The sequence below is a fragment of the Acidovorax sp. M2(2025) genome (genome assembly GCF_049330835.1).
GTDB lineage: Bacteria > Pseudomonadota > Gammaproteobacteria > Burkholderiales > Burkholderiaceae_C > Acidovorax.
The window spans coordinates 3017097-3039408 of sequence record NZ_CP186262.1 but is presented as its reverse complement, the minus strand read 5'-3'; the positions used below and the strand labels follow the sequence as shown (position 1 = coordinate 3039408).

At 65.7% G+C, this 22312-nt stretch carries 20 protein-coding genes and 1 pseudogene; 3 read left to right on the top strand and 18 right to left on the bottom strand.

What is annotated here, in order from left to right; translation table 11 throughout:
- Window positions 1-82: 82 nt before the first annotated feature.
- The 3 genes from bktB to ACOYR3_RS14115 all read right to left on the bottom strand — a co-directional run bounded on the left by bktB (window position 83) and on the right by ACOYR3_RS14115 (window position 2812).
- Window positions 83-1267: a beta-ketothiolase BktB gene (gene bktB, locus ACOYR3_RS14125; RefSeq protein WP_422842998.1), complete on the bottom strand. Its 1185-nt coding sequence runs from the start codon at window positions 1265-1267 to the stop codon at window positions 83-85.
- Window positions 1268-1505: 238 nt separating this feature from the next.
- Window positions 1506-2267 carry an SDR family NAD(P)-dependent oxidoreductase gene (locus ACOYR3_RS14120; protein WP_422842997.1) on the bottom strand — a complete coding sequence of 254 codons (762 nt, stop codon included), beginning with the start codon at window positions 2265-2267 and terminating at the stop codon, window positions 1506-1508.
- A 29-nt stretch (window positions 2268-2296) separates the two neighbouring features.
- Window positions 2297-2812 carry a MarR family winged helix-turn-helix transcriptional regulator gene (locus ACOYR3_RS14115; RefSeq protein WP_422842996.1) on the bottom strand — a complete coding sequence of 172 codons (516 nt, stop codon included), beginning with the start codon at window positions 2810-2812 and terminating at the stop codon, window positions 2297-2299.
- A 73-nt stretch (window positions 2813-2885) separates the two neighbouring features.
- On the opposite strand from ACOYR3_RS14115, the gene ACOYR3_RS14110 reads away from it, so the two are divergent.
- Complete coding sequence (locus ACOYR3_RS14110; protein WP_422842995.1) at window positions 2886-3776, top strand: EamA family transporter; 891 nt, start codon at window positions 2886-2888, stop codon at window positions 3774-3776.
- 58 nt (window positions 3777-3834) lie between these two features.
- On the opposite strand, the gene ACOYR3_RS14105 is transcribed toward ACOYR3_RS14110, so the two are convergent.
- The 3 genes from ACOYR3_RS14105 to ACOYR3_RS14095 form a co-directional block, all read right to left on the bottom strand.
- On the bottom strand, window positions 3835-4971 hold the full coding sequence (locus tag ACOYR3_RS14105; protein ID WP_422842994.1) for a fibronectin type III domain-containing protein: 1137 nt from the start codon (window positions 4969-4971) through the stop codon (window positions 3835-3837).
- A 164-nt stretch (window positions 4972-5135) separates the two neighbouring features.
- Complete coding sequence (locus tag ACOYR3_RS14100; RefSeq protein WP_422842993.1) at window positions 5136-5798, bottom strand: RluA family pseudouridine synthase; 663 nt, start codon at window positions 5796-5798, stop codon at window positions 5136-5138.
- Window positions 5795-8023: a PAS domain-containing hybrid sensor histidine kinase/response regulator gene (locus ACOYR3_RS14095; protein ID WP_422842992.1), complete on the bottom strand. Its 2229-nt coding sequence runs from the start codon at window positions 8021-8023 to the stop codon at window positions 5795-5797. Before ACOYR3_RS14095 ends, ACOYR3_RS14100 begins: the two co-directional genes overlap by 4 nt.
- A gap of 264 nt (window positions 8024-8287) precedes the next feature.
- Here ACOYR3_RS14095 and ACOYR3_RS14090 point away from each other — a divergent pair, with 264 nt between their 5' ends.
- Window positions 8288-8947, top strand: coding sequence for an NAD(P)H-dependent oxidoreductase (locus tag ACOYR3_RS14090; protein ID WP_422842991.1), 660 nt, complete (start codon window positions 8288-8290; stop codon window positions 8945-8947).
- A 66-nt stretch (window positions 8948-9013) separates the two neighbouring features.
- Here the strand turns inward: ACOYR3_RS14090 and ACOYR3_RS14085 are convergent, their stop codons facing one another.
- The 11 genes from ACOYR3_RS14085 to ACOYR3_RS14035 all read right to left on the bottom strand — a co-directional run bounded on the left by ACOYR3_RS14085 (window position 9014) and on the right by ACOYR3_RS14035 (window position 17965).
- The gene (locus tag ACOYR3_RS14085) at window positions 9014-10261 is read right to left on the bottom strand and encodes an MFS transporter (protein WP_422846593.1); all 1248 of its coding nucleotides are present in this window, start codon (window positions 10259-10261) and stop codon (window positions 9014-9016) included.
- Between the two features lie 91 nt (window positions 10262-10352).
- The gene (locus tag ACOYR3_RS14080) at window positions 10353-11639 is read right to left on the bottom strand and encodes an acyltransferase family protein (RefSeq protein ID WP_422842990.1); all 1287 of its coding nucleotides are present in this window, start codon (window positions 11637-11639) and stop codon (window positions 10353-10355) included.
- Between the two features lie 110 nt (window positions 11640-11749).
- The gene (locus ACOYR3_RS14075; protein WP_422842989.1) at window positions 11750-12775 is read right to left on the bottom strand and encodes a MerR family transcriptional regulator; all 1026 of its coding nucleotides are present in this window, start codon (window positions 12773-12775) and stop codon (window positions 11750-11752) included.
- Between the two features lie 5 nt (window positions 12776-12780).
- Window positions 12781-13185 carry an FKBP-type peptidyl-prolyl cis-trans isomerase gene (locus ACOYR3_RS14070; RefSeq protein ID WP_422842988.1) on the bottom strand — a complete coding sequence of 135 codons (405 nt, stop codon included), beginning with the start codon at window positions 13183-13185 and terminating at the stop codon, window positions 12781-12783.
- Between the two features lie 420 nt (window positions 13186-13605).
- Window positions 13606-14094 (bottom strand): DUF695 domain-containing protein, encoded by a 489-nt coding sequence (locus tag ACOYR3_RS14065; protein WP_422842987.1) that lies wholly within the window; start codon window positions 14092-14094, stop codon window positions 13606-13608.
- A gap of 72 nt (window positions 14095-14166) precedes the next feature.
- Window positions 14167-14493, bottom strand: coding sequence for a hypothetical protein (locus tag ACOYR3_RS14060; RefSeq protein ID WP_422842986.1), 327 nt, complete (start codon window positions 14491-14493; stop codon window positions 14167-14169).
- An 810-nt stretch (window positions 14494-15303) separates the two neighbouring features.
- Entirely contained in the window at window positions 15304-15807 is a 504-nt protein-coding gene (locus tag ACOYR3_RS14055) for a hypothetical protein (protein ID WP_422842985.1), read from the bottom strand.
- A gap of 369 nt (window positions 15808-16176) precedes the next feature.
- On the bottom strand, window positions 16177-16560 hold the full coding sequence (locus tag ACOYR3_RS14050; RefSeq protein ID WP_422842984.1) for a DUF1010 domain-containing protein: 384 nt from the start codon (window positions 16558-16560) through the stop codon (window positions 16177-16179).
- Window positions 16561-16593: 33 nt separating this feature from the next.
- A complete protein-coding gene (locus ACOYR3_RS14045; protein ID WP_422842983.1) occupies window positions 16594-16878 on the bottom strand; it encodes a DUF1010 domain-containing protein in 285 nt (94 codons plus the stop codon).
- Window positions 16879-16967: 89 nt separating this feature from the next.
- Window positions 16968-17399 (bottom strand): hypothetical protein, encoded by a 432-nt coding sequence (locus ACOYR3_RS14040; protein WP_422842982.1) that lies wholly within the window; start codon window positions 17397-17399, stop codon window positions 16968-16970.
- A 65-nt stretch (window positions 17400-17464) separates the two neighbouring features.
- Window positions 17465-17965, bottom strand: a complete 501-nt coding sequence (locus ACOYR3_RS14035) for a hypothetical protein (protein ID WP_422842981.1) — start codon at window positions 17963-17965, stop codon at window positions 17465-17467.
- A 243-nt stretch (window positions 17966-18208) separates the two neighbouring features.
- Between ACOYR3_RS14035 and ACOYR3_RS14030 the strand changes: the two are divergent.
- A pseudogene (locus ACOYR3_RS14030) lies at window positions 18209-19239 on the top strand (integron integrase).
- Between the two features lie 90 nt (window positions 19240-19329).
- On the opposite strand, the gene gcvP reads toward ACOYR3_RS14030, so the two are convergent.
- The gene (gcvP, locus tag ACOYR3_RS14025) at window positions 19330-22230 is read right to left on the bottom strand and encodes an aminomethyl-transferring glycine dehydrogenase (protein WP_422842980.1); all 2901 of its coding nucleotides are present in this window, start codon (window positions 22228-22230) and stop codon (window positions 19330-19332) included.
- Between the last annotated feature and the right edge of the window lie 82 nt (window positions 22231-22312).

Genomic DNA, 22312 nt, shown 5'->3' with positions numbered 1-22312 from the left:
ATGATCGCTGATGCGGCGCAGCGCATGCCGTGCCAAAAGCGGGCGGCAGCATCGCGGCTGGCGATGGCATGCCGCGCGGGCATCACAGGCGTTCGAAGATGGCCGCAATGCCCTGGCCGCCACCGATGCACATGGTCACCAGCGCGTAACGGCCCTGCACGCGCTGCAATTCGTACAGCGCCTTCACGGTGATGAGCGCGCCCGTGGCACCGATGGGGTGGCCAAGCGAAATACCCGAGCCGTTGGGGTTGACCTTGGCCGGGTCCAGGCCCAGGTCCTTGGTCACCGCGCAGGCCTGCGCGGCAAAGGCTTCGTTGGCTTCGATCACATCGAGGTCGTTGACGGTGAGGCCGGCCTTCTTCAGCGCCAGCTGCGTGGCGGGCACGGGGCCGATGCCCATGTACTTGGGGTCCACGCCGGCGTGGGCGTAGGCCACCAGGCGCGCCAGGGGCTTGGCGCCGCGGGCCTTGGCGGCGCCGGCTTCCATCAGCACCACGGCGGCGGCGGCGTCATTGATGCCCGAGGCGTTGCCTGCCGTCACGGTGCCGTTTTCTTTGACGAACACGGGCTTGAGCTTGGCCAGGTCCTCCAGCGTGGCGCCGGGGCGGAAGTGCTCGTCGGTGGCGTACTGCACGTCGCCCTTCTTGCTCTTCAAGGTGACGGGCACGATCTGGTCCTTGAACAGGCCTGCCTGCGTGGCGCGCTCGGCGCGGTTGTGGCTCTCCACGGCCAGCTTGTCCTGGTCTTCGCGCGTGATGCCCCATTTGGCGGCAATGTTCTCGGCCGTCACGCCCATGTGGATGGTGTGGAAGGGGTCGTGCAGCGCGCCGATCATCATGTCCACCATCTTGGTGTCGCCCATGCGGGCACCCCAGCGCATGTTCAGGCTGGCGAACGGTGCGCGGCTCATCACCTCGGCGCCGCCGCCGATGGCAATGTCGGTGTCGCCCAGCAGGATGGACTGGCTGGCGCTCACGATGGCCTGCAGGCCCGAGCCGCACAGGCGGTTCACGTTGAAGGCGGGCGTGCCTTCCGCGCAGCCGCCGTTGATCGCGGCAACGCGCGAGAGGTACATGTCCTTGGGCTCGGTGTTCACCACGTGGCCGAACACCACGTGGCCCACATCCTTGCCCTCCACGCTGGCGCGGGCCAGCGATTCCTTGACGACAAGCGCGCCCAGCTCGGTGGGCGGCACGTCCTTCAGGCTGCCGCCAAAGGTGCCAATGGCGGTGCGCACGGCGCTGACAACGACGACTTCACGGGTCATGGGGAAACTCCTTGCTGGATGAAAGTTTGAATGGAAAATGGCTCAGGCGCTTTTCCATAAAGCGCTGGTAGCTATCAATATGTGAGCAATTGGCCCCAGGCTGTTGGCTTGCCTTGTGTTGTGCCACCAGCCTGTGGATGGGGCGCTGCCACCGCCAGCGCCACCGTGGAACCGGCTCTGCCGGGCCCCCGGTGGCGTCCCCCTCCGGGGGAAGACGCGCAGCGGCTCAGGGGGGCCTTCATGCCTCGCGGACATCGGCCACCGGGTTGGCGCCGAAGTCCGCGCGCTCCAGCCAGGCGAGCACGCGGGTGGCGGCGTCCTGGGGCGAGGTGAGCTGGCCTCCCGTCTTGAGGTTGGCAAAGTTCTGGCGGTCGGGGAAGGCCGCGGGGTCGGCACCGCGCAGCTGCACCTGCATGTCGGTGTCGATGACGCCCGGGGCGAGCGAGCAGACCTTGGCGCCGTGGGGCTTGAGCGCCTCGTCCAGCGCCACGCAGCGCGTGAAATGGTCCATGCCCGCCTTGGCCGCGCAGTAGGCGGCCTGCGAGGCCATGGCGCGGCGGCCCAGGCCGGACGAAATGTTGAGCACCTTGCGCGGCACCGTCCAGGCGTCGGTCGCGCCCAGGAAGGCGGCCGTGAGCTGCATGGGGGCTTCCAGGCCCACGCGCAGGGCGTTGGCCAGGTCGTCCGCATCGCTGTGCGACAGCGGCGCGATGCGCGGAATCATGCCGGCGTTGTTGATGAGCGTGGCGCTGGCAAAGGCCTGCGGGCCCTGGGCCGTGAGCCAGGCCTGCAGCTTGTGCGCAACCGGCTCGCCTTGCGACAGGTCGTGTTGCCACTGCTCCAGCGTGACGCCGGCGGCCTTGGCCTCCATGGCCAGGTCGGGGTTGGCGCTGCGCGCAATGCAGACCAGCGTGTTGCCGCTCTTGAGCAATTGCTGGGCCATGGCCAGGCCCATGCCGCGGGAAGCGCCGGTCAGGAGGTACAAGTGGTTTTGGGGCATCCTGCCATGGTACTGCGACCGCGCGGCGGTCAGGGTTGCGGGGGCGACTCCAGCGCCGCCAGCAGCCGCGCCAGCTGCGCATCCAGGGCGGCTAGTTCGGCCGCCTTCAGCGGCGCCAGGATGCGGTGCTCGTTGGCCACATGGGCCTCGACCGCACGGTCGATCAGCGCCAGCCCTTCGCCGGTGAGCTGCACCAGCGAGCTGCGCGCATCGGCCGGGTTCGGCACGCGGGTGATCCAGCCCTGGGCCTCCAGCTTGCCCATGCGGTGCGTCATCGTGCCCGAGGTGACCATGAGCGTGGAAAACAGCGCCGTCGGCGCAAGGCAGTACGGCGCCCCCGCACGGCGCAGCGTGGCCAGCACGTCGAATTCCCAGAAGCTCAGGCCGAACTCGGCAAAGGTGGCGTCCAGGCGCCGCTGCAGCAGGGCCGCGCAGCGCTTGATGCGGCCAATGGGGCCCATGGGGCTCACGTCCAGGTCGGGGCGTTCGCGGTGCCATTGCGCCAGGATGGCGTCCACGGCGTCAGGCGGGCGTTGGGTGGCCATGAAAGCGGGGCGGGTTTGTCTTGATTTCAAGATTGTATGGTAAGGTATTTGTCTTGAACTCAAGATAAATACCATGGCGCATTCCCGTGCATCCCTGCCTTGGCTCGACGTGCTGGCTACCGCGCTGGGGCCGATGATCTGGGGCTCCACCTACATCGTCACCACCGAGCTGCTGCCGCCGGACCGGCCTTTCACCGCCGCGCTGCTGCGCACCCTTCCGGCGGGCCTGCTGCTGGTGCTGTGGTGCCGCCGCTGGCCCGCGTGGGGCGACGGGGTGGCGTGGCGCCGCCTGCTGGTGCTGGCCGCGCTCAACATCGGCGTGTTCCAGGCACTGCTGTTCGTGGCGGCGTACCGGCTGCCGGGCGGCGTGGCCGCGGTGGTGGGGGCCGTCGGGCCGCTGGTGGTGATGGGCCTGGCCTGGGCGCTGGACCACCGCCGCCCGCCTGCCGTGGCGCTGGGGGCGGGCGCGATGGGCGTGCTGGGCATGGCGGCGCTGCTGCTGTCGCCCGGCGCGCGGTGGGACATGGTGGGCGTGGCCGCCGCGCTGGCGGGCACGCTGTGCATGGCGGCCGGCACGTTCTGGTCGCGCCGCTGGCGGTCAGACCTGCCGGTGCTGGCCTTCACGGGCTGGCAGCTGCTGGCGGGCGGCGCCATGCTGGCGCCCCTGGCGTGGGGCATGGACCCGCCGCTGCCCGTGCTCACGGCCCGCAACGTGGCGGGCTACCTGTACCTGAGCCTGGTGGGCGCGCTGCTGTCCTACGGCCTGTGGTTCCGCGGCGTGGCGCGGCTGCCGTCGGTGGCGGTGTCGTCCCTGCTGCTGCTCAGCCCCGTCACGGCGGTGGTCCTGGGCTGGGCGCTGCTGGGCCAAAGCCTGCGCGGGCTGTCGCTGGTGGGCATGGTGGTGGTGCTGGCCAGCATCCTGGCGGTGCAGTGGGCCATGTCGCGGCCCGCGCCGCCGGCATAGATGCTATGATTTTCATGGCTGCTGGCGATTTGTAGATAAGCGCTGGCGGCCGATTTCTCTAAAACTTCTGCGTCCGTTCTTTGGAACGGGTTTCCCGGCGGCGCCGGCGCAGATTTTGCCCAGCGGCCACGGCCGCGAGCATTGCGGCCAGCGAGGCCAGCCCCGCAGGGCTCAGGGATGGCACCGCTGCGGGGCCTGCAGCCGGGACGAGCCGGGGCTGCGCGGTGGCGGTGGCGGCAGGGCCCGCGCCCGAGGCGTTGACCGCGCTGACGCTGAGGGTGTACGTCACGCCGTTGGTCAGGCCCGTGATGACGCAACTGGCCGTCTGGCCGCTGGCGGGCAGCGCCGGCGTGGGCGTGCAACTGCCGGCAAGAACGTCGCCCGGGCCTGTCGCCGTCACGCTGTAGCTGCTGATGGCGCTGCTGCCGGTGCCGGCGGGCGGGGTGAAGGCCACGCTCACCGACCCGTCGCTGCCGGTCGCGGTGATGCTGGCTGGCGGGTCGGGAAGGTCAAGGTTCTGGAACTTGACGTAGTCGACCACGAAGTCGGAGTTCACGTTGGGATCGTTGGACTGATCACCAAAGAGCACCATGGCGCTGGCCGTGGTGCTGGGCACAAAAGACCGGCTGAGCAAGGGCGTGGCCGCCCCCGATGCGATGTCGGCGTAGTCCGCGTCGATGTACACGCTGAGCTGGCCGTTGAGATAACGCAGGGCGTACTCATGGAATGCGCCATCCAGACTGTTGAAGGGCGCCGTGCCGCCGGTGTCATCGCCCCACCCGACGGTGGCCGAGTCCAGATAGAGCATGTGACTGCGATTGGCACTACTCCCGAAAGGCGGGGCAAAGGCGTCCGTCGCGCTGAACATCAGACCCGCGTCGCCGGTATTGTGAGGGTTGACGGACAGGGCCTTCAGGCGGATTGATGTGATGAAGTTCGCCGTGCCCACGCTGTGGGTATACAGGTTTTGTCCGCTGGTCGAACCCGCGTTGGCCGTGGTGAAGCGCGTCGTGCCGGCATCGACGCCATTGGTTCCGTCGCCCACGGTTTCTGTGTGCGGCGATTGCTGCAACTGCTGCCAGCCTTGCGGCACAGGATCGGTATTGCCGTCGTACAGCAGGGTGGGCGGCGATGCCCAGGCGCCCGATGCAAGGAGCGGGCCGATCAACAAGGCAGGGAGGCGGCGTTTCAGCATGGCGGGGTAGGGCGTGAAGATGTCAACGGCAAACAATTGTGAACAGCGATTATCTGGGACGCAGTGCCTTGTCAGCGATAGCCGTTTGCGCCGGGCGGGCAGGGGCCTGCCGCCGATGGGTCTGAGAGGCTGCGAGCGATCTCGCAGGAATCCCCAACAGCTTCCTAAAAACCTGCGGGGGCCGCGAAGGCGCATGCCCCGCCGTGCGCAGGGTGCGCGAAGCGCAGCTCGGCCGCGTGCAGCAGCAGCCTGGGGGCCAGCGCCTGCGTGCGGGCGTCGGCGTACAGCGCGTCGCCCAGGATGGGGTGGCCCAGGGCCGCCAGGTGCACGCGCAGCTGGTGGGTGCGGCCGGTCACGGGTTCCAGCTCCACGCGCGTGGTCTGGGCCGCGGTGTCCTGGGCCAGCACGCGCCACCGGGTCCGGCTGGGCTTGCCCTGCACGGGGTCGATGACGCGCAGCGGGCGGCGCTCCCAGTCGGCGGCGATGGGCAGGTCGATCTCGCTCCAGTCGCCACCCACGGTGCCCAGCAGCCCTTGCACCACGGCCTGGTACCGCTTGTGCACCTGGCGCTCGGCAAAGGCGTGGCTCAGCCGGCGTTGCGCTTCGATGTGCCGCGCCATCAGCACCAGGCCGGACGTGGCCTGGTCCAGCCGGTGCACGATGAGTGCGCCGGGCCAGCGCTGCTGCGCCCGGGCGCTCAGGCAGTCTTGCTTGTCCGGGCCGCGGCCCGGCACGCACAGCAGGCCTGCGGGCTTGCACAGCACCAGCAGGTCGGCGTCTTCGTACAAGGCCTCCACGCCCGCGGCCGGCGGCTGGGGCGCGGTCATCGGGCGTCGTGGTCGGCAATCAGCCGCTGCACTGTGGCGCACAGCTCTTCCACATCGTTGGGCTTGTGGATCAGTGCGCGGGCGCCTTCGGCCAGGGCGGCCTGCTCGATCTCGGCGGTGACATAGCCCGAGGCCAGCGCCACCGGCAGGTCGGGGCGGATCAGGCGCGCCTCGCGCACCAGGTCCACGCCGCAAAAGCCCGGCATGTTGTAGTCGGTCACCAGCAGGTCGAAGTCGTGCGGTGCCGCGCGCAGTGCGGCGGTGGCCTCGTGCGGGTCGGTGTAGCCGCTCACGGTGTAGCCGCGGCGGCGCAGCAGGCGCTGCACCAGGAAGACCAGGGCCTGGTCGTCGTCCACGTACATCACGTGGCGCTGCTTGGCGGGCGCGGCGGCGGCCGGGGCTTCGCCTGCAGCGTCCGGGCGGGCGGGCTGCGCGGGGGCTGGCGGCGGCGCCTCTGCCGGGACGGCCATGGGGGGGGCGGTGGCTGCGATGGCGGGCGTGCGCGCAGCGGGCGCCACCGGAAAGTACAGCGTGAACCGGCTGCCCTGGCCCGGTGCGCTGTGCACGTCCACAGCCCCGTCGTGCGTGCGCATCACGCCATGCACCACGGCCAGGCCCAGGCCCGTGCCCTGGCCCACGGGCTTGGTGGTGAAGAAGGGCTCGAAGATGCGCTCCTGCGTGGCGGCATCCATGCCGGGGCCGGTGTCGCGCACGGACAGCGCCACGTAGTCCACGGGGGCCAGCCCCAGCCGCTCGGAGAGGCGCTGGTCGGGCTGCACCGTGGCGGCCTCCACGTGGATGCTGCCCCGGTCCGCGCCGATGGCGTGCACGGCGTTCGTGCACAGGTTCAGCAGCGCCTGCTCGACCTGGGTGGCATCGGCCAGCACGGGCGGCAGGCCGGCCTGCAGCTGCATGTGCAGCTCGATGGCGGGGGGCAGCGTCACCCGCAGCAGGCGCTCGGTGTCGTGCACCACTTCGGCCAGCGCAACGGCGGTGCGCTGCGGCGGCTCGTTGCGGCTGAAGGTGAGGATCTGGCGGACCAGGTCGCGGGCGCGGCGGCCCGCCTTGTCGATTTCCTGCAGGCTTTCGAGCACCGGCGAACCCGGCGGGCAGTCGGCCTTGGCCAGTTCCACGTTGCCCAGGATGGCGCCCAGGATGTTGTTGAAGTCGTGCGCGATGCCGCCGGCCATGGTGCCCACGGCCTGCATCTTGTGTGATTCGCGCAGCTGCGCTTCCAGTTCGCTGCGGTGGGCCTCGGCCTTCTTGCGGCCGGTGAGGTCGCGGGCGAACACGGTGGTGGTCTCGCCCTCGGCATGGCGCTCGAACGACACGCTGACCTCCACCGCCAGCTCCTTGCCGCTGGCCGTGAGGGCGGTCATCTCGCCCAGCATGGCTTGCGTGGCGAGTTGGGCGAAGGCCAGGGCCTGCGCGGCGTCGGGCAGAAAGCGGTCCAGCGTGCTGCCCAGCGCATCGGCCGCGCTGCACTGGAACAGCGCGGCGGCGGTGGGGTTGAACACGGTGATGCGCCGGTGCTGGTCCACGCAGATGATGGCGTCGAGCGCGGAGTTGATGACCGCCTCCAGCCGCTTTTCGCTGGCGCGGATCTGCTCGTTGCGCAGTTGCAGGGTGACGGCGCTGTGCTGCAGCGCCTGGCGTTCGGCCAGCAGCGGGCCCTGGTCGATCACGGCGCACAGAAACTGCGGCAGCGGCGGGCCGCTGCTCTGCGGGGCCTCGATATGGGCAATGTGCAGGTCGCCCGTGATGCGGTTGGTGTCGCTGATCGAGAACACCACTTCCTTGGCCTCGCTGCGGCCCAGGTCCCGGGCCTGCGAGAACGCCTCCTGCACGCGGGCGGCGTCCTGCGGGTGGACGAAAGGCATCAGCGCCGCGAGCGGGCGGTCGCGTTCCGTGGGCTGGAACGAGCGGTGCGCCATCGAGTTGGCCTGCACCACCATGTCGTGCTCGTCCACCACCATCAGCGCCAGGGGCACGCTGGCGAACAGGGTCTCGAACCGCTCGTAGGCGCTCTCGGCCACGGTCTGGCTGTAGCGCAGCACCTTGTTCTGGCTTTCCAGCTCCGCCTGGTAGGCCCGCAGCTCCGCCACCAGGTCTTCCGCAGCGCCGGGCGCGCCCATGCGTGCCGGCAACGGCGCCCCGGCGGAGGGCTCCTGCGGGGCCGGCTGGCGGCTCTGCGGGTCGAGAAACGAGAGGTCGGGTTCACTCATGCGAGAGCAGGGCGGTGGCGCGCGGAGCCGCGCCTTGGAGGGGCCAGAAAGCGAGGGGCCCCAGTGTACGCGCCGCCTGCCGGTCCGTGCGGCGTGGTGGAGACTCCGCCGTCATGGGCATGATTGTTGACCGTTTTGGAACAATCAGTTTCCGCGGCAGGGCTTTTTGGCCGGTGGAAGGCTCCTTACATTGTCACCATCGCGCAGTGCTTCGCGGCCTGCGTGGTTCCTTCCACCCCCGATTCGCCCCACAGGACATTTGCCATGACCGCTACCGCCCCTTCGGCCGCCCAGCCCCTGCTGAACAAATTGCAATGGCGCTACGCCACCAAGAAGATGAACCCCGCCAAGGCGGTGCCGCAAGACAAGGTGGACCGCATCCTGGAGGCCGCCCGCCTGGCGCCCACCTCCAGCGGCCTGCAACCCTTTGAGATCATCGTCGTGACGGACCCGGCGGTGCGCGAGCGCATCCGTCCCATCGCGTGGAACCAGGCCCAGATCACCGATGGTTCGCACCTGCTGGTGTTTGCCGCGTGGGACAACTACACCCCCGAGCGCATCAACAAGATGTTCGACCTCACCAACGACCAGCGCGGTTTCAAGAACGAAGGCTGGGAAAACTACCGCCAGATGCTGCTGAACAGCTATCCCCAGCGCGATGCCGAGGTGAACTTCCAGCATGCTGCCCGTCAGGCGTACATCGGCATGAGCGCGGCGTTGATCGCTGCGGCATTTGAAGAAGTGGACTCGACGCCCATGGAAGGCTTTGACCCCAACGCGCTGGATGAAATCCTGGGTCTGCGGGCACGCGGCCTGCGCAGCGTTGCCATCCTGCCGCTGGGCTACCGCGCCGACGAAGGCGACTGGCTGGTGAGCCTGAAGAAGGTGCGCCGCCCGCGCGAGGAGTTCGTGACCGAGGTCTGAGGCGCTCGTCCTCAGTCAAACAAAAAAGGCTGGACCCGTGGTCCAGCCTTTTTTGCGTGGGGCGCCTCAGCGTGCGGCGGGCGCGGCGTCCGTCATGCGGCGCATGGGCGTCAGCACGAAGGCCACCGCCGCCAGCACCACCAGCGTGCCGCCGCTGGCGGCAAACAGCTGGGTGAGCGTGACGCTCTTCATCACCCAGCCGGTCACGGCCGCGGAGATGGGGGCCAGGCCCATGAAGATGAACATGAACAGGCTCATCGCCCGGCCCAGCAGCGCCGGCGGCACGCGCTGCTGGATCCAGGTGAAAACGCTCACCTGCATGAAGCCGCCCAAGAGGCCGATGACCAGCATCAGAGCTGCACCCTGCCACACGGCGGTGATCAGCCCCAGGGGCATGAACAGCGCGCCGATGAAAGCGTCGAACGCCAGGATGGTCATGCCCAGGCTGCCCAGGCGCAGCCGCGGCACCGCGCCGGACACGACCATGCCCAGCAGCGTGCCCGCGCCATGCGCGCCCACGATCGTGCCGAAGGCCGCGGCGCCCAGCTGCGGACTGCTGCTGGCCAGCACGGGGATGGCGATGTGGATGGGGCCCATGATGAACAGGGCAATCGCGCTCCAGTACAGAAAGCAGGTGCGCAGCTCGCTGTCGCGCCAGAAGTGCCCCAGGCCGTGTGCCACCGCGGCCAGCACGGCCTGCGGCGCCGCGGCGGGCGCGGCCGTGTCCCCGCGGGTCTGCACCTTGGACAGCGTCCAGGCCGACACCGCAAAGCTCAGCGCATCCAGCGTGAAGGCCAGGCCGATGCCAGTGGCGCTGGCGTGCGCGGTGGCGGCACCTTTGGCCGCATCGCCCGCGCCAAACAGCGCAATCAGCAGCCCGGCCAGCAAGGGGCCGAGGAACATCGTCAGCTGCCGCAGGCCCAGGCTGATGCCGTTGGCCGCCTGCAGCTGCGGGCGCGCCACCACCGAAGGCATCATGGCCGTCCCTGCGGGGATGCTGAAGGCCGTGGCCAGGCCAATGCCCAGCGACAGGGCATAGACCATCCACAGCGTCAGCGTGCCGGCAAACACCAGCCCCGCCAGCGCGGCCAGCAGCACCAGGTTGACGTACTTGGTGATCATCAGCACCTGCTTGGGCGAGTGGCGGTCCACCAGCGCGCCGCCAATCAGGATGAACAGTGCGCGCGGCACGCTGATGAGGGCCAGCACCGTGCCCAGCACCAGCGTGTCGCCGGTCATCTGCAGCACCAGCCAGGGCAGCGCGATCAGCGTGAACTGGTCGCCCAGCATGGACATCGCCGAGCCGGCGGTCATCCAGCGGAAGTTGCGGTCCTTGAGCAGCGCGGCGCGCGGGTCTCCGCCCGGCGGGGCGGCCGTGCCCTGCGGGGTGGGGCGGGAAGCGGTATCAGTGGGCATGAACAGGGTCTCCAAAAAACGGTCGGGCGCGTTGGCGTCCGGTGAGCAGTGCGCCCACCGCGGTGAAGCGAACGCACAGGTGGTAGCTGGCCAGGCACAGGGCCGTGGTGACCAGCACGTTGAGGGCCATCTTGGCCAGCGCCGGCAGGGGCAGGCCGTACAGCAGCGCGCCCAGGCCGATGGTGACCGGCAGGTGCACCAGGTACACCCAGTACGAGCTGTCGGCCAGGTAGGCCATCCATGCGCGGGGCCGGCCCAGGTGCCGCAGGAACAGCCCGATCAGCGCAAAGCTCCACAGCCAGGACGCACCGTTGTAGGCCAGCGCCATCCAGAACTGCAGGTGCCAGGCGGGCGGCACCGGGGCGGCCAGCAGGTCGGTGAACGCACCCGTCAGCAGCACCAGCGCCACCGTCGAAGCCTCGGGCTGCGCCTGCACTTCCGACAGGAACGCCGCTGCGGCGAAACATGCCATGCCCAGCGCCGCCAGCAGCGGCCAGTGCCGGGCGTACAGCCCCGTCAGCTCCTTGCGCAGCGCATGCAGGGCCAGGCCGAAGCCGTAGAACAGCCCGTTGTGCAGCCACTCCGCCGCGGGCGGCAGGAACGAGCCGCCGGGCGTGACGATGCCGTGCTCGTACCCCGCGCCGATCCACGCCAGGGGCAAGGTCAGCGCCAGCACGCCCAGCGGCGTGCTGCCCAGCCAGAACCCCAGGGCCCGCAGGGCGCGCTGCACCCGCGGCGGCAGTGCGCGCACCGCCGCCCAGGGCAGCGGCGTCAGCAGCGCCAGCCACAGCAGCATCCACAGGAACCACAGGTGCATGGTCTGCGGGCCCCGCCCGGAGACGCTGGGGCTTTGCGGCATCAGGCTGCGGTCGATCCCCCAGGTGTTGTAGGCCATGCGGTGCAGGAACAGCAGCCCCAGCACGGCGCTGGCCGCAAACAGCGGCGGCCAGAACACCGCAAAGGGCAGGCCCAGGCGGCGCAGCCGGTTGCGCGCCATGCCGGCCAGGCCGTGGCGCTGCACCAGCGCGGCCACGAAGAACCCGGCCAGGATGAAAAACACGGGCATGCGGAACGCATGGATCACAACCACCAGCAGGTCCGCCACCGGGCTGGACTGGTCGTCGTGCCAGGGCAGGGGCGAAGGCCGGGCCATGTAAATGACGGCGACATGCAGCACGATGCCCAGCCACATCATGGTGGCGCGCAGGTTGTCCAGGGCGTGCAGCCGCTGGGCGGGGGCCGCGGCCGGTTCAGCGGGGAAGGGCTGTCTTTGCATGGGGCCCACTGTGGGCCCTCACGTTGCGTGAGGGTCAAGGGCCCGGCCGTATTTTTGTTGCGCGGAGGTGACGGCGTGCTGCGCGACCCCTGGGAGATCGTGAACAGGCTCTAAGCCACGGCCGACGCCGGCGGGCGCGCGTGGGCCAGCGCTGCCTGCAGGTAGGCGCGCACCGGCACGCTCAGCGGCGATCCGGCCTGCAGCAGCGGCTCGTTGGCCGAGGCGGTGAGCAGCTTCTGGCGCAGCGCAGCGCTGTGGCAGGCCAGCGTGTTGAACAGCGCATCCCAGCGCAGCGCGGCCGCCGTGGCCTCGGGGTGGTGGGGCGGCAGTGCGCGGGCCATGAGCTGCTGCACCCGCTCTTCCAGCGCGGCCCACTCGCCGTGCGGCACGTGGCCCAGCCTGCGCAGGTCCTCGCGGGTGAGGTACTTTTCCAGCAGCTCCATGCGCAGCTTGATGGCCGCCTCCACGTACTCGATCATGTCGCCGGGCGGCGCGTGGTTGCGGCCGTGGGTGGAGGGCTCGGTGCGGAACATGTGGCCCCAGCGCTCCAGCAGGTCCAGGTCGCCATTCATCCAGTGCAGCATGAGCGCCATCCAGCGGTAGGCCAGCGCCTGCACCTCGGGCGAATCGGGCGGCAACTGGCGGTCCATGGCGCAGCGCACCTGGTCCTTCACCACCAGCCAGTCGGCCTCGATGCGGCTCCAGTTCTCAAAAATGCGCTTGAGTTCCGCCGAGGTGAAGTACTTGCCGTACGTGGTCATCAGCGCCAGGGCCTCCAGCCAGTTGCCCATGTCGGGCTCCGCCCCGGCCATGAGCCCGTCGCGCAGCATCGACAGGCGCGCGCGCAACTCCGTGGCCTGCCCGATCTGCTGGTCGAGCGCACGGATCTGCTGGTTGATGATGCGCTCCGGCGCCACGCCTTCGCCCCCCAGCAGCTCGCCAATGTCGCTGAGCGCCAGGCCCATCTGGCGCATCGTCTGGATGCCGTGCAGCCGCTGCACATCCGCCTGGCTGTACAGGCGGTAGCCCGCCTCCGACCGGCCCGACGGCGTGAGCAGGCCGATCTCGTCGTAGTGGTGCAGCGTGCGCACCGTGAGGCCGGTGCGCCGTGCGAGGTCACCGACCTTCAGCAGCATGGCGTTTACTTGCGCACGGAGATCAGTTCGATCTCGAAGTTGAGCGTGCTGTTGGGCGGAATCACCCCGCCCGCGCCGCGCTCGCCGTAGGCAATGGCCGGCGGGCAGGTCAGCTTGGCCTTGCCGCCGGGCTTCATGCGCTGCACGCCCTCGGTCCAGCAGGGAATCACGCGGTTGAGCGGAAACTCCGTGGGCTCGCCGCGCTTGTAAGAGCTGTCGAACTCCTTGCCGTCCAGGAACGTGCCCTTGTAGTGCACCTTCACGGTGTCCGTGGCCTTGGGCGATTCGCCGGTGCCGTCTTTCAGGGATTCATAGACCAGGCCGCTGGCGGTGGTGACCGGCTTGGCGGTCTGTGCCTGAGCAACAGGAGCAAGGGCCAGCGAGGCGAGCAGGGCGAGAAGAATGCGCATGTGAATCCGATGGGTTGGGTTGGTGAAAAGAGGAAAGCCCCCGATGGTAGGGCCTTGCCGAGCGCAGCGTCGAGCAATACCTCTCGGGCGTCGCAATCAGGGAACTCCGTTTCGCGTGCGCTGGCGGGTGAGCTTTTGAGCAGCTAACGGGCGAGGTAAGCGGCCCGCAGAATGCTCGTCCGCTGGAGCGCAAAGTTAGGCACAGCGCTACAGAAAGAAGAGCTACTTGCGCCCGCTGCACAAGCGCCGGAGCGCCAAAACGCTTGAACACCCAACGGCATCGCCAGGCGCAGCCCGCCACGACCGACCGCGCCCCAGCGCATGAGCGCTTGAACAGGTGGTGGCGGTATGCAAAAGCATGGGCTGTGAAGACCGGAAAGTGAGCAGGCTAACGAATAAGCTGCAGCACAGGGCTAGCCTTCACTCGCGCACTCCTTGGCGGAAGCGCTCGTAGGTTGACCACTCGGGGTCAGGCGCGGCATGAATCTCGATTGGAAATAGCGGCTGCCCTGACAGGGCTTTGTTTAGAACCTGCAAAAACTCCGCCTCCGACTTCACGTAGTAAGTCCATTCCCGCAAGTTCTCGCCGGTCGATACGAGGGAAAGCGTCGCAAAGCCTGGCTTCTCCAAGAATGGCTTGAGCAAGTCTTCGAGCCGGTCCATCGCTTCACGCTCGGCGGTAGTCGGCATGCCCGATTGAGACCGATAACGCCAGACAAGAATGACTCGATCTGGAAGGCTGGATTTCTCGAACGCCGGCCGAAACTCTTTAGCGTACCGGAAGACGATTACTCGCCCATTGGTGGCATGCGTGGAGGTTGCTGTGGCCCAAGTTGCGACATCGTCCATTGAGGCGAAGGCGCAGCCAGTGGCGAAGGCTAGAGCCATGAACATGCTGATGGTCTTCATGTGACGGCTAACGATTGCGTTCAGCCGCGCCGTTAGGCGTCGGCTGCAACTGCGGGTTCGCCTGCATTTTGTTTAAGGTGCCCACTTGGCGGCAAGGTTGTGCAACGGTTCCAGAACCACCGCGATAAGTAGGCACCCGCCGAACAGCTTGGCGCCCGCGATGCGGTTTTCTTTTGGGCCGCGAATCGCAAGCGCGATCGCACCAAGTACAGACGTGACAAGAACCGCCAGCAGAGCCAGACCAAGAAAGAACTCAATGACGTCCGAAATACCGTGCGGGTCGTTCGGACCGATGTACATGTGGCGATATACCGCGAACCGAAAGAGAAGCACGACAACAAGCATGGCCGCGGACAATGTGCCGAGAACGCTCGCCAATCGCGGATGGAGTAATTGCATGTTGGCTAACGTTGAAGCTCAGCGGACGCCGCAGGCGATCCGCTGGAGCGACCCGTTATGCGGCTACGCCAGTGAGCATAGCCACCGGGAAGCCAGTTCGGCCGGGGCATCGGGGCAATGCGTCTCTCCAGTATTTCCAGAACAAAAGAATCCTGGCCGAATCGCACTTGGTACATAGAAAGTAGCCGCTGTATTTGCCGGCCCAGTGCGCTCTTCGCAGCAGAGGGGAAGAACCTCCGAAAGCGTGCAATTCTGCCGCGCAGGGCGCCGCGAAGGCCTTCCTTCTCCATCCTGAGCTGCCTAGAGTGGTAGAGCTTTGGCTGCTTCACGAAGGTTCGAAACTGACGCTTATGGGTTTGCATAATGCCTGAGTTAAGCGACGGCGTAGCCGTCCGCTTGAATGAAATGTTGTGTCTCCACGTTTAGTGCAGTAGGAGACTAGCGATCGTATTTGAACTTGACGTTGTAATTTATGTATGCGTTAAGCCCGTCACCAGATTGAGCCAATTGCTTCATCTTTTCTACATGCTGCTGCCCAGCTACTGCGTAGCTGTAGCTATACGGTCTAGCCGTTCCATTAAACCAAACAGTTATGGACGTTGCTGAAATCTCGTAGCCAATGATGCCAGAGTCGTTGTTTATGTCTGTATATTTTTGCATTGCTGTCCACTTTTTTTGAAATGGCTACTTAAACATAAAGCTCAGGTTAACCGGCGCCGTAGCGCGTAGCGCGAAGCGCGGAGGGTGCCAATACCGGTCATGAAAATGGCGAAGCCATGGTCGGTATTGGCGTCCGCGTTGAATTGACAGTTAGGTGTTTTTCTTTGGTTTGATGGAGTGAAGGAGTGAAATAATATTGTTGGACGCCTCTAATATTTCTTTTTCGCTCTCGGGAGAGGTCGCGCTGTGGGCCACTAAATTCCTTGCCTTTTTAAGCATGGAAATATTGTGAATTGCTTCTTCTGAGATGCCTGGGATTTGCCTTGCGATGCTTATGACGTCTTGAGACTTTGCTGCGTCACTCAAGTGGAGTTCGTTAAGATTTTTGAGTATCGTACTTGATGCAATTTGCCAACCATCCAATACTGCTAGTCGCGCTGAAATCTTCTGCAACTCCATAATTCTCTTCTCCGCAGAGGCTAGGTCGTCTGACAGCGGGAGGTTGGCAATTACGTGATGCTCTTCATCGCGCAGCTCAACTTCACGCCTATCCTTCCTTTTTGCAAGGTTGTCTTTTAAATAGGAGGTCATGATGTTGGCAAAGGCTGCAACTGCAACGCTCGCTGCTGCGGTTGACAAGAATTCTTCGATCATACCAACTCCTTGATTTCCGCAATAATTACTCCCGCGAAGTAGCACAACAAGCCGATGAATACGGGCTACTAATTGAGGCAATCGTGACCATGTCCTTCCCTTCCGCCAAGATCAGCGTCCAAACCCAAGCGGCGATTAGGCTCATTAATACAAACATAGCTAACGCAATTAGGCGCTCGTCATTTTTTGAGCGGAAAGTTGCGCCCAAGCGCCGCAGCTCATCTTGGAGCTCGGCGGAGAGTTGAGCCTCATTTGGTTTGAGCGATAGCGTGGGGACTAACATACCAGCTGCAGCTGATGCAAGTGTCGGTCCGATAAAGCCAGACGTGTCCTTTTGAAGGGCAATCCTCAGTCCGTATTCGATAACTATTAGTACGAATGGGAATGCATATGCGACAAACCTATACACTTGTACTTTCCTTTGCGAAGCTCATCATTCGTGAAGTGTGAGATACCTAACACCCTGAGTTCAGCCGCCGCCGTAGGCGGTCGGCTGCAACGAATAGTTAGACCAGAAGGCCCAAAGGGAGCGCCCAGACGGAAGACGGGCTCGGCCCATAAAAAAGCGCTGCGCCACGGAAGCGGGGCAGCGCTGCAAGAATGATAGCTGCTAGTGCTTGCTGCACAAGCGCTGGAGGCAAAAAAGGCTTGAAACCGACGAAGCGAACGCAGGCGAAGCCCAGCAGAGCGCCAAAACCCCCAAGGAAAAACCTTTGAGAAGGGCGAAGCGCTGGAGTTAATGGCAGCCTGCATAAAGCGGAGTGTGAAGGGACTAACGCCCTGAGTTCAGCCGCCGCCGTAGGCGGTCGGCTGCGACGAATAGTTAGACCCGAAGGCCAAAAGGGAGCGCCCAGACTTGAAGGCGGGAGCTGTCCATGAAAAAGCGCTGTGCCACGGAAGCGGCGCAGCGCTGCAAGAATGATAGCCGGTAGCGCTTGCTGCACAAGCGCTGGAGGCCAAAAAGGATTGAAACCGGCTGAGTGAATGCAGGCGAAGCCCGGCGCAGCGCAAAAACCCCAAAGGAAAAACCTTTGAGAGAGGCAAAGCGCTGGAATAAATGCTGGCCTGCATAAAGCGGAATATGAAGTGGCTAACGTTCGACGTAAGGGGCGGCCGCAAGTGGGCGAAGCCCGCTTGTGGCGGTCCCCTTGACGGAGGGGTTAGGCGGCACTTGCTGCGAAGCCACTGAAACCTTCGCTGAACTCCAGGTAGCGGAAGGCGCTGGCTTCCAACAGGGCCTTGAGTTCAGGACTTGCAAAGTAGTACTGGTCATTTAGGGTAAGCAGACGGTTGCCACTGACATCGAGATCAAGCAGCTCGCTCGATCTGAAGAATTGACTGACCCGAACGCGTACGTGCGAACTGAACTCTTCTTTCGTGATCGGTGAGAACAGGATCGCCGGCCTGAAGCTTACTCGCTCGACCTCGACGTTCTGAAGGAATGCCGCAAGCGCCTGCTCGACCAAGAGATAGCCACGGCCTGCCATGAAAGGCGCGGGCGCTTGTTGGTCCATGAGCTGAAAGCGACCGTCACTCCGCTCGAAAAGCACCGGCGCGGATATGGAGCACGACACCAGAAATGGCAGTGGCATGACTTCGTGCAGCCTAACGAACAAAGTAAGCCGGCCGCCGTAGGCGGGTCGGCTTGACTCTCAGGTTAGGCCTCACGTTGATAGCCACAGCCGCAGGCGCTGCAAAGGCACAGGATCCAACCGCACGCGACGCACTCAATGTCGATAGTGTTATCAAGGTGCTGCTTGCATGCGTAGCAGTGAGTAATTCGGCGACCGCGTGGAGCGCTGCTTGCTCGGACACCCAAGTATTTGCGGCCACTGGCTTCCAAGGCAGTTTGGTGGCGTTCGACGAGCGTTTCTCGGGCTTCTGCTTGGACTGCGGCAAGACGAGCCGATTCTGCGATTGCAAAATGTTCGCGGGCCTGCTTCAGCTGCGCATCCCGTTCCCTCTCAACTTGTTTCTGTGCTTTTTCCTGCACCTCTTTCGTATTTCTTGTTGCGTAATATCTCGATTCTTCGTCAAGCCAAACCGTGCCCTCCTGTCGCTTCCAAATTTCGTAGGCGGATATCGCGGCTGCAGTGCTGGTTGAGTCTTGATGCGTTCGAATAGCAGATCGAACCATCGAGGGAACGTACTTCTCCATCTCGCACGTCCTCACATTCCACAGAAAAACATGCGGACATTCTGGAATTTGCATAGCTTGGTCGAAGACGAGCGCGTGCCGATCGAGCTGACCAACCCAGTAAGTGGAGGGCATTCTGTGGGGCCTAACTAGAAATAGACGACAAACATGGTAGCCCGGTCAGTCCGCTAAGACAACTATAGCGCCGGCTACCCCATACAAACCCTGATCCTTGGAAAATTAGGCAAACCTAAAATTTTGCGGATGATAGAGCGTCTCGCTCCACCCCCGCAGCCCGGCAGTGACCCCACCGAGCCGCGCCCGCCCAAGTTGCTGGAGCGCATGCGCATTCACCTGCGCACGCGGCACTACAGCATTCGCACGGAAGAGGCTTATATCGACTGGGCACGGCGTTTTATTGTGTTTCATGGCAAGCGTCACCCGCAGGATATGGGAGCGGCCGAGGTGGAAGCATTTTTGAGCCATTTGGCGGTCGATAGGCAGGTTTCTGCCTCCACACAAAATCAGGCCAAAGCGGCGCTGCTGTATTTGTACAAACAGGTGTTGGCGATGGACCTGCCCTGGCTCAATGAAGTGGTGCAGGCCGAAACACCCAAGCGCTTGCCGGTGGTGCTGACCCCTACCGAGGTGCGCGAGCTGTTGCTGCACATGGATGGCACCACGGGTTTGATTGGGCAGTTGCTCTATGGCACGGGCATGCGCCTGCTGGAGGCGCTGCGTCTGCGTGTGAAGGATGTGGAGTTTGCGCGCCGCGAAATCATCGTGCGCGAGGGCAAAGGCAATAAGGACCGGGTGACGGTGCTGCCGGAGAATTTGATTGCCCCGCTGCAGGCGCAATTGCAAAAGGCCCGCGCCTTGCACGAAAAGGATTTGGCCGCTGGGCTGGGCCGGGTGTATTTGCCGCATGCGCTGGCGGCCAAGTACCCCAATGCCGATGCAAGCTGGGCTTGGCAATGGGTGTTTCCGTCGCCGGTGCGCTCCATCGATCCGCGCCCCGAGCCCGCACGGGGGAGCTGCTGGAGCGGCGCCACCATGTGTACCCTGAGTCGGTGCAGCGGGCCGTGCGCGAGGCGGCGCGGCGCACGCAAATCAACAAGCCCGTGTCGCCGCATGTGCTGCGCCATTCGTTTGCCACGCATTTGCTGCAGGCCGGCTACGACATCCGCACGGTGCAAGAGCTGCTGGGTCATGCCGATGTGAGCACGACCATGATCTACACGCACGTCCTCAACAAGGGCGGGCGCGGCATCTTGAGCCCGCTCGACGCCTTGTAAAAAAACACAAAGGCCCGTCACCGGGCCTTTGTGTTTTTGTCGTCCGCGGGCCGCGCTATCACGGATCGCAGGGAGTTATGCAGGCCGTCCCTACGCGTAGTCGCTGACCGGGATGCAGCTGCAGTTGAGGTTGCGGTCGCCCCAGACGTTGTCCACGCGGCCCACGGGCGACCAGTACTTGTTGCTGCGCAGGGCGGCCACGGGGTAGGCGGCGGCTTCGCGGGTGTAGGGGCGGTTCCACTCGCCGGCCAGCAGCGCCTCGGCGGTGTGGGGGGCGTTTTTGAGGGGGTTGTTGTCTTGCGGCAGCTGGCCCGCTTCGATCTGGCGGACTTCCTCGCGGATGGCGATCATCGCGTCGATGAAGCGGTCCAGCTCGAACAGGGTTTCGCTTTCGGTGGGCTCCACCATCAGCGTGTTGGGCACGGGGAAGCTCAGCGTGGGGGCGTGGAAGCCGTAGTCGATGAGGCGCTTGGCCACGTCTTCGGCCATCACGCCGCTGGTTTCCTTCAGGCCGCGCAGGTCCAGGATGCACTCGTGCGCCACGTGGCCGTTCTCGCTGGCGTAGAGCGTGGGGTAGTGGTCCTTCAGGCGGGCGCTGATGTAGTTGGCGCTCAAGATGGCGGTTTCGGTGGCGGCCTGCAGGCCCTCGGCGCCCATCATGCGGATGTACATCCAGCTGATGGGCAGCACGGCGGCGTTGCCCAGCGGCGCGGCGCTGACGGGGCCGACCTTGCCGGCGGCCGGGGCCTGCGGCTGGTCGCCCTGGCCGGGCAGGCCGGGCAGGAAGGGCACCAGGTCTTGCACCACGCACACGGGGCCGACGCCGGGGCCGCCACCGCCGTGGGGGATGCAGAAGGTCTTGTGCAGGTTCAGGTGGCTCACGTCGCCGCCGAACTCGCCGGGGGCGGCCACGCCCACCAGGGCGTTCATGTTGGCGCCGTCCACATACACGCGGCCGCCGTGGCTGTGCACCAGGGCGCACAGTTCCTTGACACTGGTTTCGAACACGCCGTGCGTGCTGGGGTAGGTGATCATCACGCAGGCCAGGTGGGCGCTGTGCTGCTCGCACTTGGCCTTCAGGTCGGCCAGGTCCACGTTGCCGCTGGCGTCACAGGCCGTCACTACCACCTGCATGCCGGCCATCTGGGCGCTGGCGGGGTTGGTGCCGTGGGCGCTGCTGGGGATGAGGCAGATGTTGCGGTGGCTTTCGCCGCGCGCGGCGTGGTAGCCCTTGATGGCCAGCAGGCCGGCGTATTCGCCTTGTGAACCCGCGTTGGGCTGCAGGCTGATGCCCGCGTAGCCCGTGGCCTGGCACAGCCAGGCGCGCAGTTGCTCGTCCAGCGCTTGGTAGCCTTGCAGCTGGTCGGCAGGGGCAAACGGGTGCACGTTCGCAAACTCGGGCCAGGTGATGGGGATCATCTCGCTGGTGGCGTTGAGCTTCATGGTGCAACTGCCCAGCGGGATCATGCTGCGGTCCAGCGCCAGGTCCTTGTCGGACAGCTGGCGGATGTAGCGCAGCATGCCGGTTTCGCTGTGGTGGGTGTTGAACACCGGGTGCGTGAGGTATTGGCTGGTGCGGCGCAGCGCGGCGGGGATCAGCGGCTCCACGCCGTTTTCAAATGCGTCGAAGGTGGGCAGCGTCTGGCCGTCCTTGGCGAAGACCTTCCACAGCAGCTCGACATCGGCGCGCGTGGTGGTCTCGTCCAGCGAAAGGCACAGGTACTCTTCAAAGTAAATGCGCAGGTTGGCGCCCATGGATACGGCGCGGGCAGCGATGGATTTGGTAGCGGCGCCGGTGTGCAGGCTCAGCGTGTCGAAGGTGGCCTGTTCACGCACGGGGGCGCCCAGCTGCTTGAGGCCCTGGGCCAGGATGGCGGTGTAGGCGGCCACGCGCTGGGCGATGCGCTGCAGGCCTTCGGGGCCGTGGTACACGGCGTACATGCTGGCCACCACGGCGGGCAGCACCTGGGCGGTGCAGATGTTGGAGGTGGCTTTTTCGCGGCGGATGTGCTGCTCGCGCGTTTGCAGGGCCAGGCGGTAGGCGGGCTTGCCGTGCACGTCCACGCTCACGCCCACCAGGCGGCCGGGCATGCTGCGCTTGAACTCGTCGCGGCAGGCCATGTAGGCGGCGTGCGGGCCGCCCGCGCCCATGGGCATGCCGAAGCGCTGGGTGGTGCCGACCACGATGTCGGCGCCAAACTCGCCCGGCGGCGTGATGAGGGTGAGCGCCAGCAGGTCGGCGGCCACGATGAAGGCGGCTTGCTGGGCGTGGGCCTTTTCCACGTCGGCGCGCAGGTCGTCAATGCGGCCGCTGGTGGCGGGGTATTGCGCCAGCACGGCAAAGTACTCGCCCGCCAGCAGGGTGTTCCATTCTTCGGCCGAGTTGGCCAAACGCACTTCCAGGCCCAGGGGCTTGGCGCGGGTCTGGATGACTTCGATGGTCTGGGGGTGGGCGTCGCCGGCCACCACAAAGACATTGCTCTTGCTCTTGACGGAGCGCTTGGCCAGCGTCATCGCCTCGGCGGCGGCGGTGGCTTCGTCGAGCATGGACGCATTGGCAATGGGCATGCCCGTCAGGTCGCAGACCATGGTCTGGAAGTTGACCAGCGCCTCCATGCGGCCCTGCGAAATCTCGGCCTGGTAGGGCGTGTAGGCGGTGTACCAGGCGGGGTTTTCCAGGATGTTGCGCAGGATGACGCCGGGGGTGTGCGTGCCGTAGTAGCCCTGGCCGATGAAGCTCTTGAGCAGCTTGTTCTTGCCGGCGATGGCCTTGAGTTCGGCCAGCGCTGCGGCCTCGGTGGTGGCGGGCGGCAGGTCCATGGCGCGGCCCCGGGCGATGGAGCGCGGCACGATGGAGTCGATGAGCGCGCGGCGCGAGGCCTCGCCGATCACGGACAGCATGTGGGCTTCATCCGCCGCGTCGATGCCGATGTGGCGGGGCAAAAACTCGGCGGCGTTCTCCAGCGCGGAGAGGGGCAGGGCGGCGGTCATGGTGGGGCGGTGGTCTGCTATGAAAAGGGGAGCTGCTCGCGCTTGTTTTTAGCCAACCTCAGATCGATTTTGGTCTGAGATC

Excerpts from the sequence above, each read along its gene's own strand:
- bktB (WP_422842998.1), bottom strand. The coding sequence starts at position 1,267 with ATGACCCGTGAAGTCGTCGTTGTCAGCGCCGTGCGCACCGCCATTGGC.
- ACOYR3_RS14120 (WP_422842997.1), bottom strand. The coding sequence starts at position 2,267 with ATGCCCCAAAACCACTTGTACCTCCTGACCGGCGCTTCCCGCGGCATG.
- ACOYR3_RS14115 (WP_422842996.1), bottom strand. The coding sequence starts at position 2,812 with ATGGCCACCCAACGCCCGCCTGACGCCGTGGACGCCATCCTGGCGCAA.
- ACOYR3_RS14110 (WP_422842995.1), top strand. The coding sequence starts at position 2,886 with ATGGCGCATTCCCGTGCATCCCTGCCTTGGCTCGACGTGCTGGCTACC.
- ACOYR3_RS14105 (WP_422842994.1), bottom strand. The coding sequence starts at position 4,971 with ATGCTGAAACGCCGCCTCCCTGCCTTGTTGATCGGCCCGCTCCTTGCA.
- ACOYR3_RS14100 (WP_422842993.1), bottom strand. The coding sequence starts at position 5,798 with ATGACCGCGCCCCAGCCGCCGGCCGCGGGCGTGGAGGCCTTGTACGAA.
- ACOYR3_RS14095 (WP_422842992.1), bottom strand. The coding sequence starts at position 8,023 with ATGAGTGAACCCGACCTCTCGTTTCTCGACCCGCAGAGCCGCCAGCCG.
- ACOYR3_RS14090 (WP_422842991.1), top strand. The coding sequence starts at position 8,288 with ATGACCGCTACCGCCCCTTCGGCCGCCCAGCCCCTGCTGAACAAATTG.
- ACOYR3_RS14085 (WP_422846593.1), bottom strand. The coding sequence starts at position 10,261 with ATGACCGCCGGCTCGGCGATGTCCATGCTGGGCGACCAGTTCACGCTG.
- ACOYR3_RS14080 (WP_422842990.1), bottom strand. The coding sequence starts at position 11,639 with ATGCAAAGACAGCCCTTCCCCGCTGAACCGGCCGCGGCCCCCGCCCAG.
- ACOYR3_RS14075 (WP_422842989.1), bottom strand. The coding sequence starts at position 12,775 with ATGCTGCTGAAGGTCGGTGACCTCGCACGGCGCACCGGCCTCACGGTG.
- ACOYR3_RS14070 (WP_422842988.1), bottom strand. The coding sequence starts at position 13,185 with ATGCGCATTCTTCTCGCCCTGCTCGCCTCGCTGGCCCTTGCTCCTGTT.
- ACOYR3_RS14065 (WP_422842987.1), bottom strand. The coding sequence starts at position 14,094 with ATGAAGACCATCAGCATGTTCATGGCTCTAGCCTTCGCCACTGGCTGC.
- ACOYR3_RS14060 (WP_422842986.1), bottom strand. The coding sequence starts at position 14,493 with ATGCAATTACTCCATCCGCGATTGGCGAGCGTTCTCGGCACATTGTCC.
- ACOYR3_RS14055 (WP_422842985.1), bottom strand. The coding sequence starts at position 15,807 with ATGATCGAAGAATTCTTGTCAACCGCAGCAGCGAGCGTTGCAGTTGCA.
- ACOYR3_RS14050 (WP_422842984.1), bottom strand. The coding sequence starts at position 16,560 with ATGCAGGCTGCCATTAACTCCAGCGCTTCGCCCTTCTCAAAGGTTTTT.
- ACOYR3_RS14045 (WP_422842983.1), bottom strand. The coding sequence starts at position 16,878 with ATGCAGGCCAGCATTTATTCCAGCGCTTTGCCTCTCTCAAAGGTTTTT.
- ACOYR3_RS14040 (WP_422842982.1), bottom strand. The coding sequence starts at position 17,399 with ATGCCACTGCCATTTCTGGTGTCGTGCTCCATATCCGCGCCGGTGCTT.
- ACOYR3_RS14035 (WP_422842981.1), bottom strand. The coding sequence starts at position 17,965 with ATGGAGAAGTACGTTCCCTCGATGGTTCGATCTGCTATTCGAACGCAT.
- gcvP (WP_422842980.1), bottom strand. The coding sequence starts at position 22,230 with ATGACCGCCGCCCTGCCCCTCTCCGCGCTGGAGAACGCCGCCGAGTTT.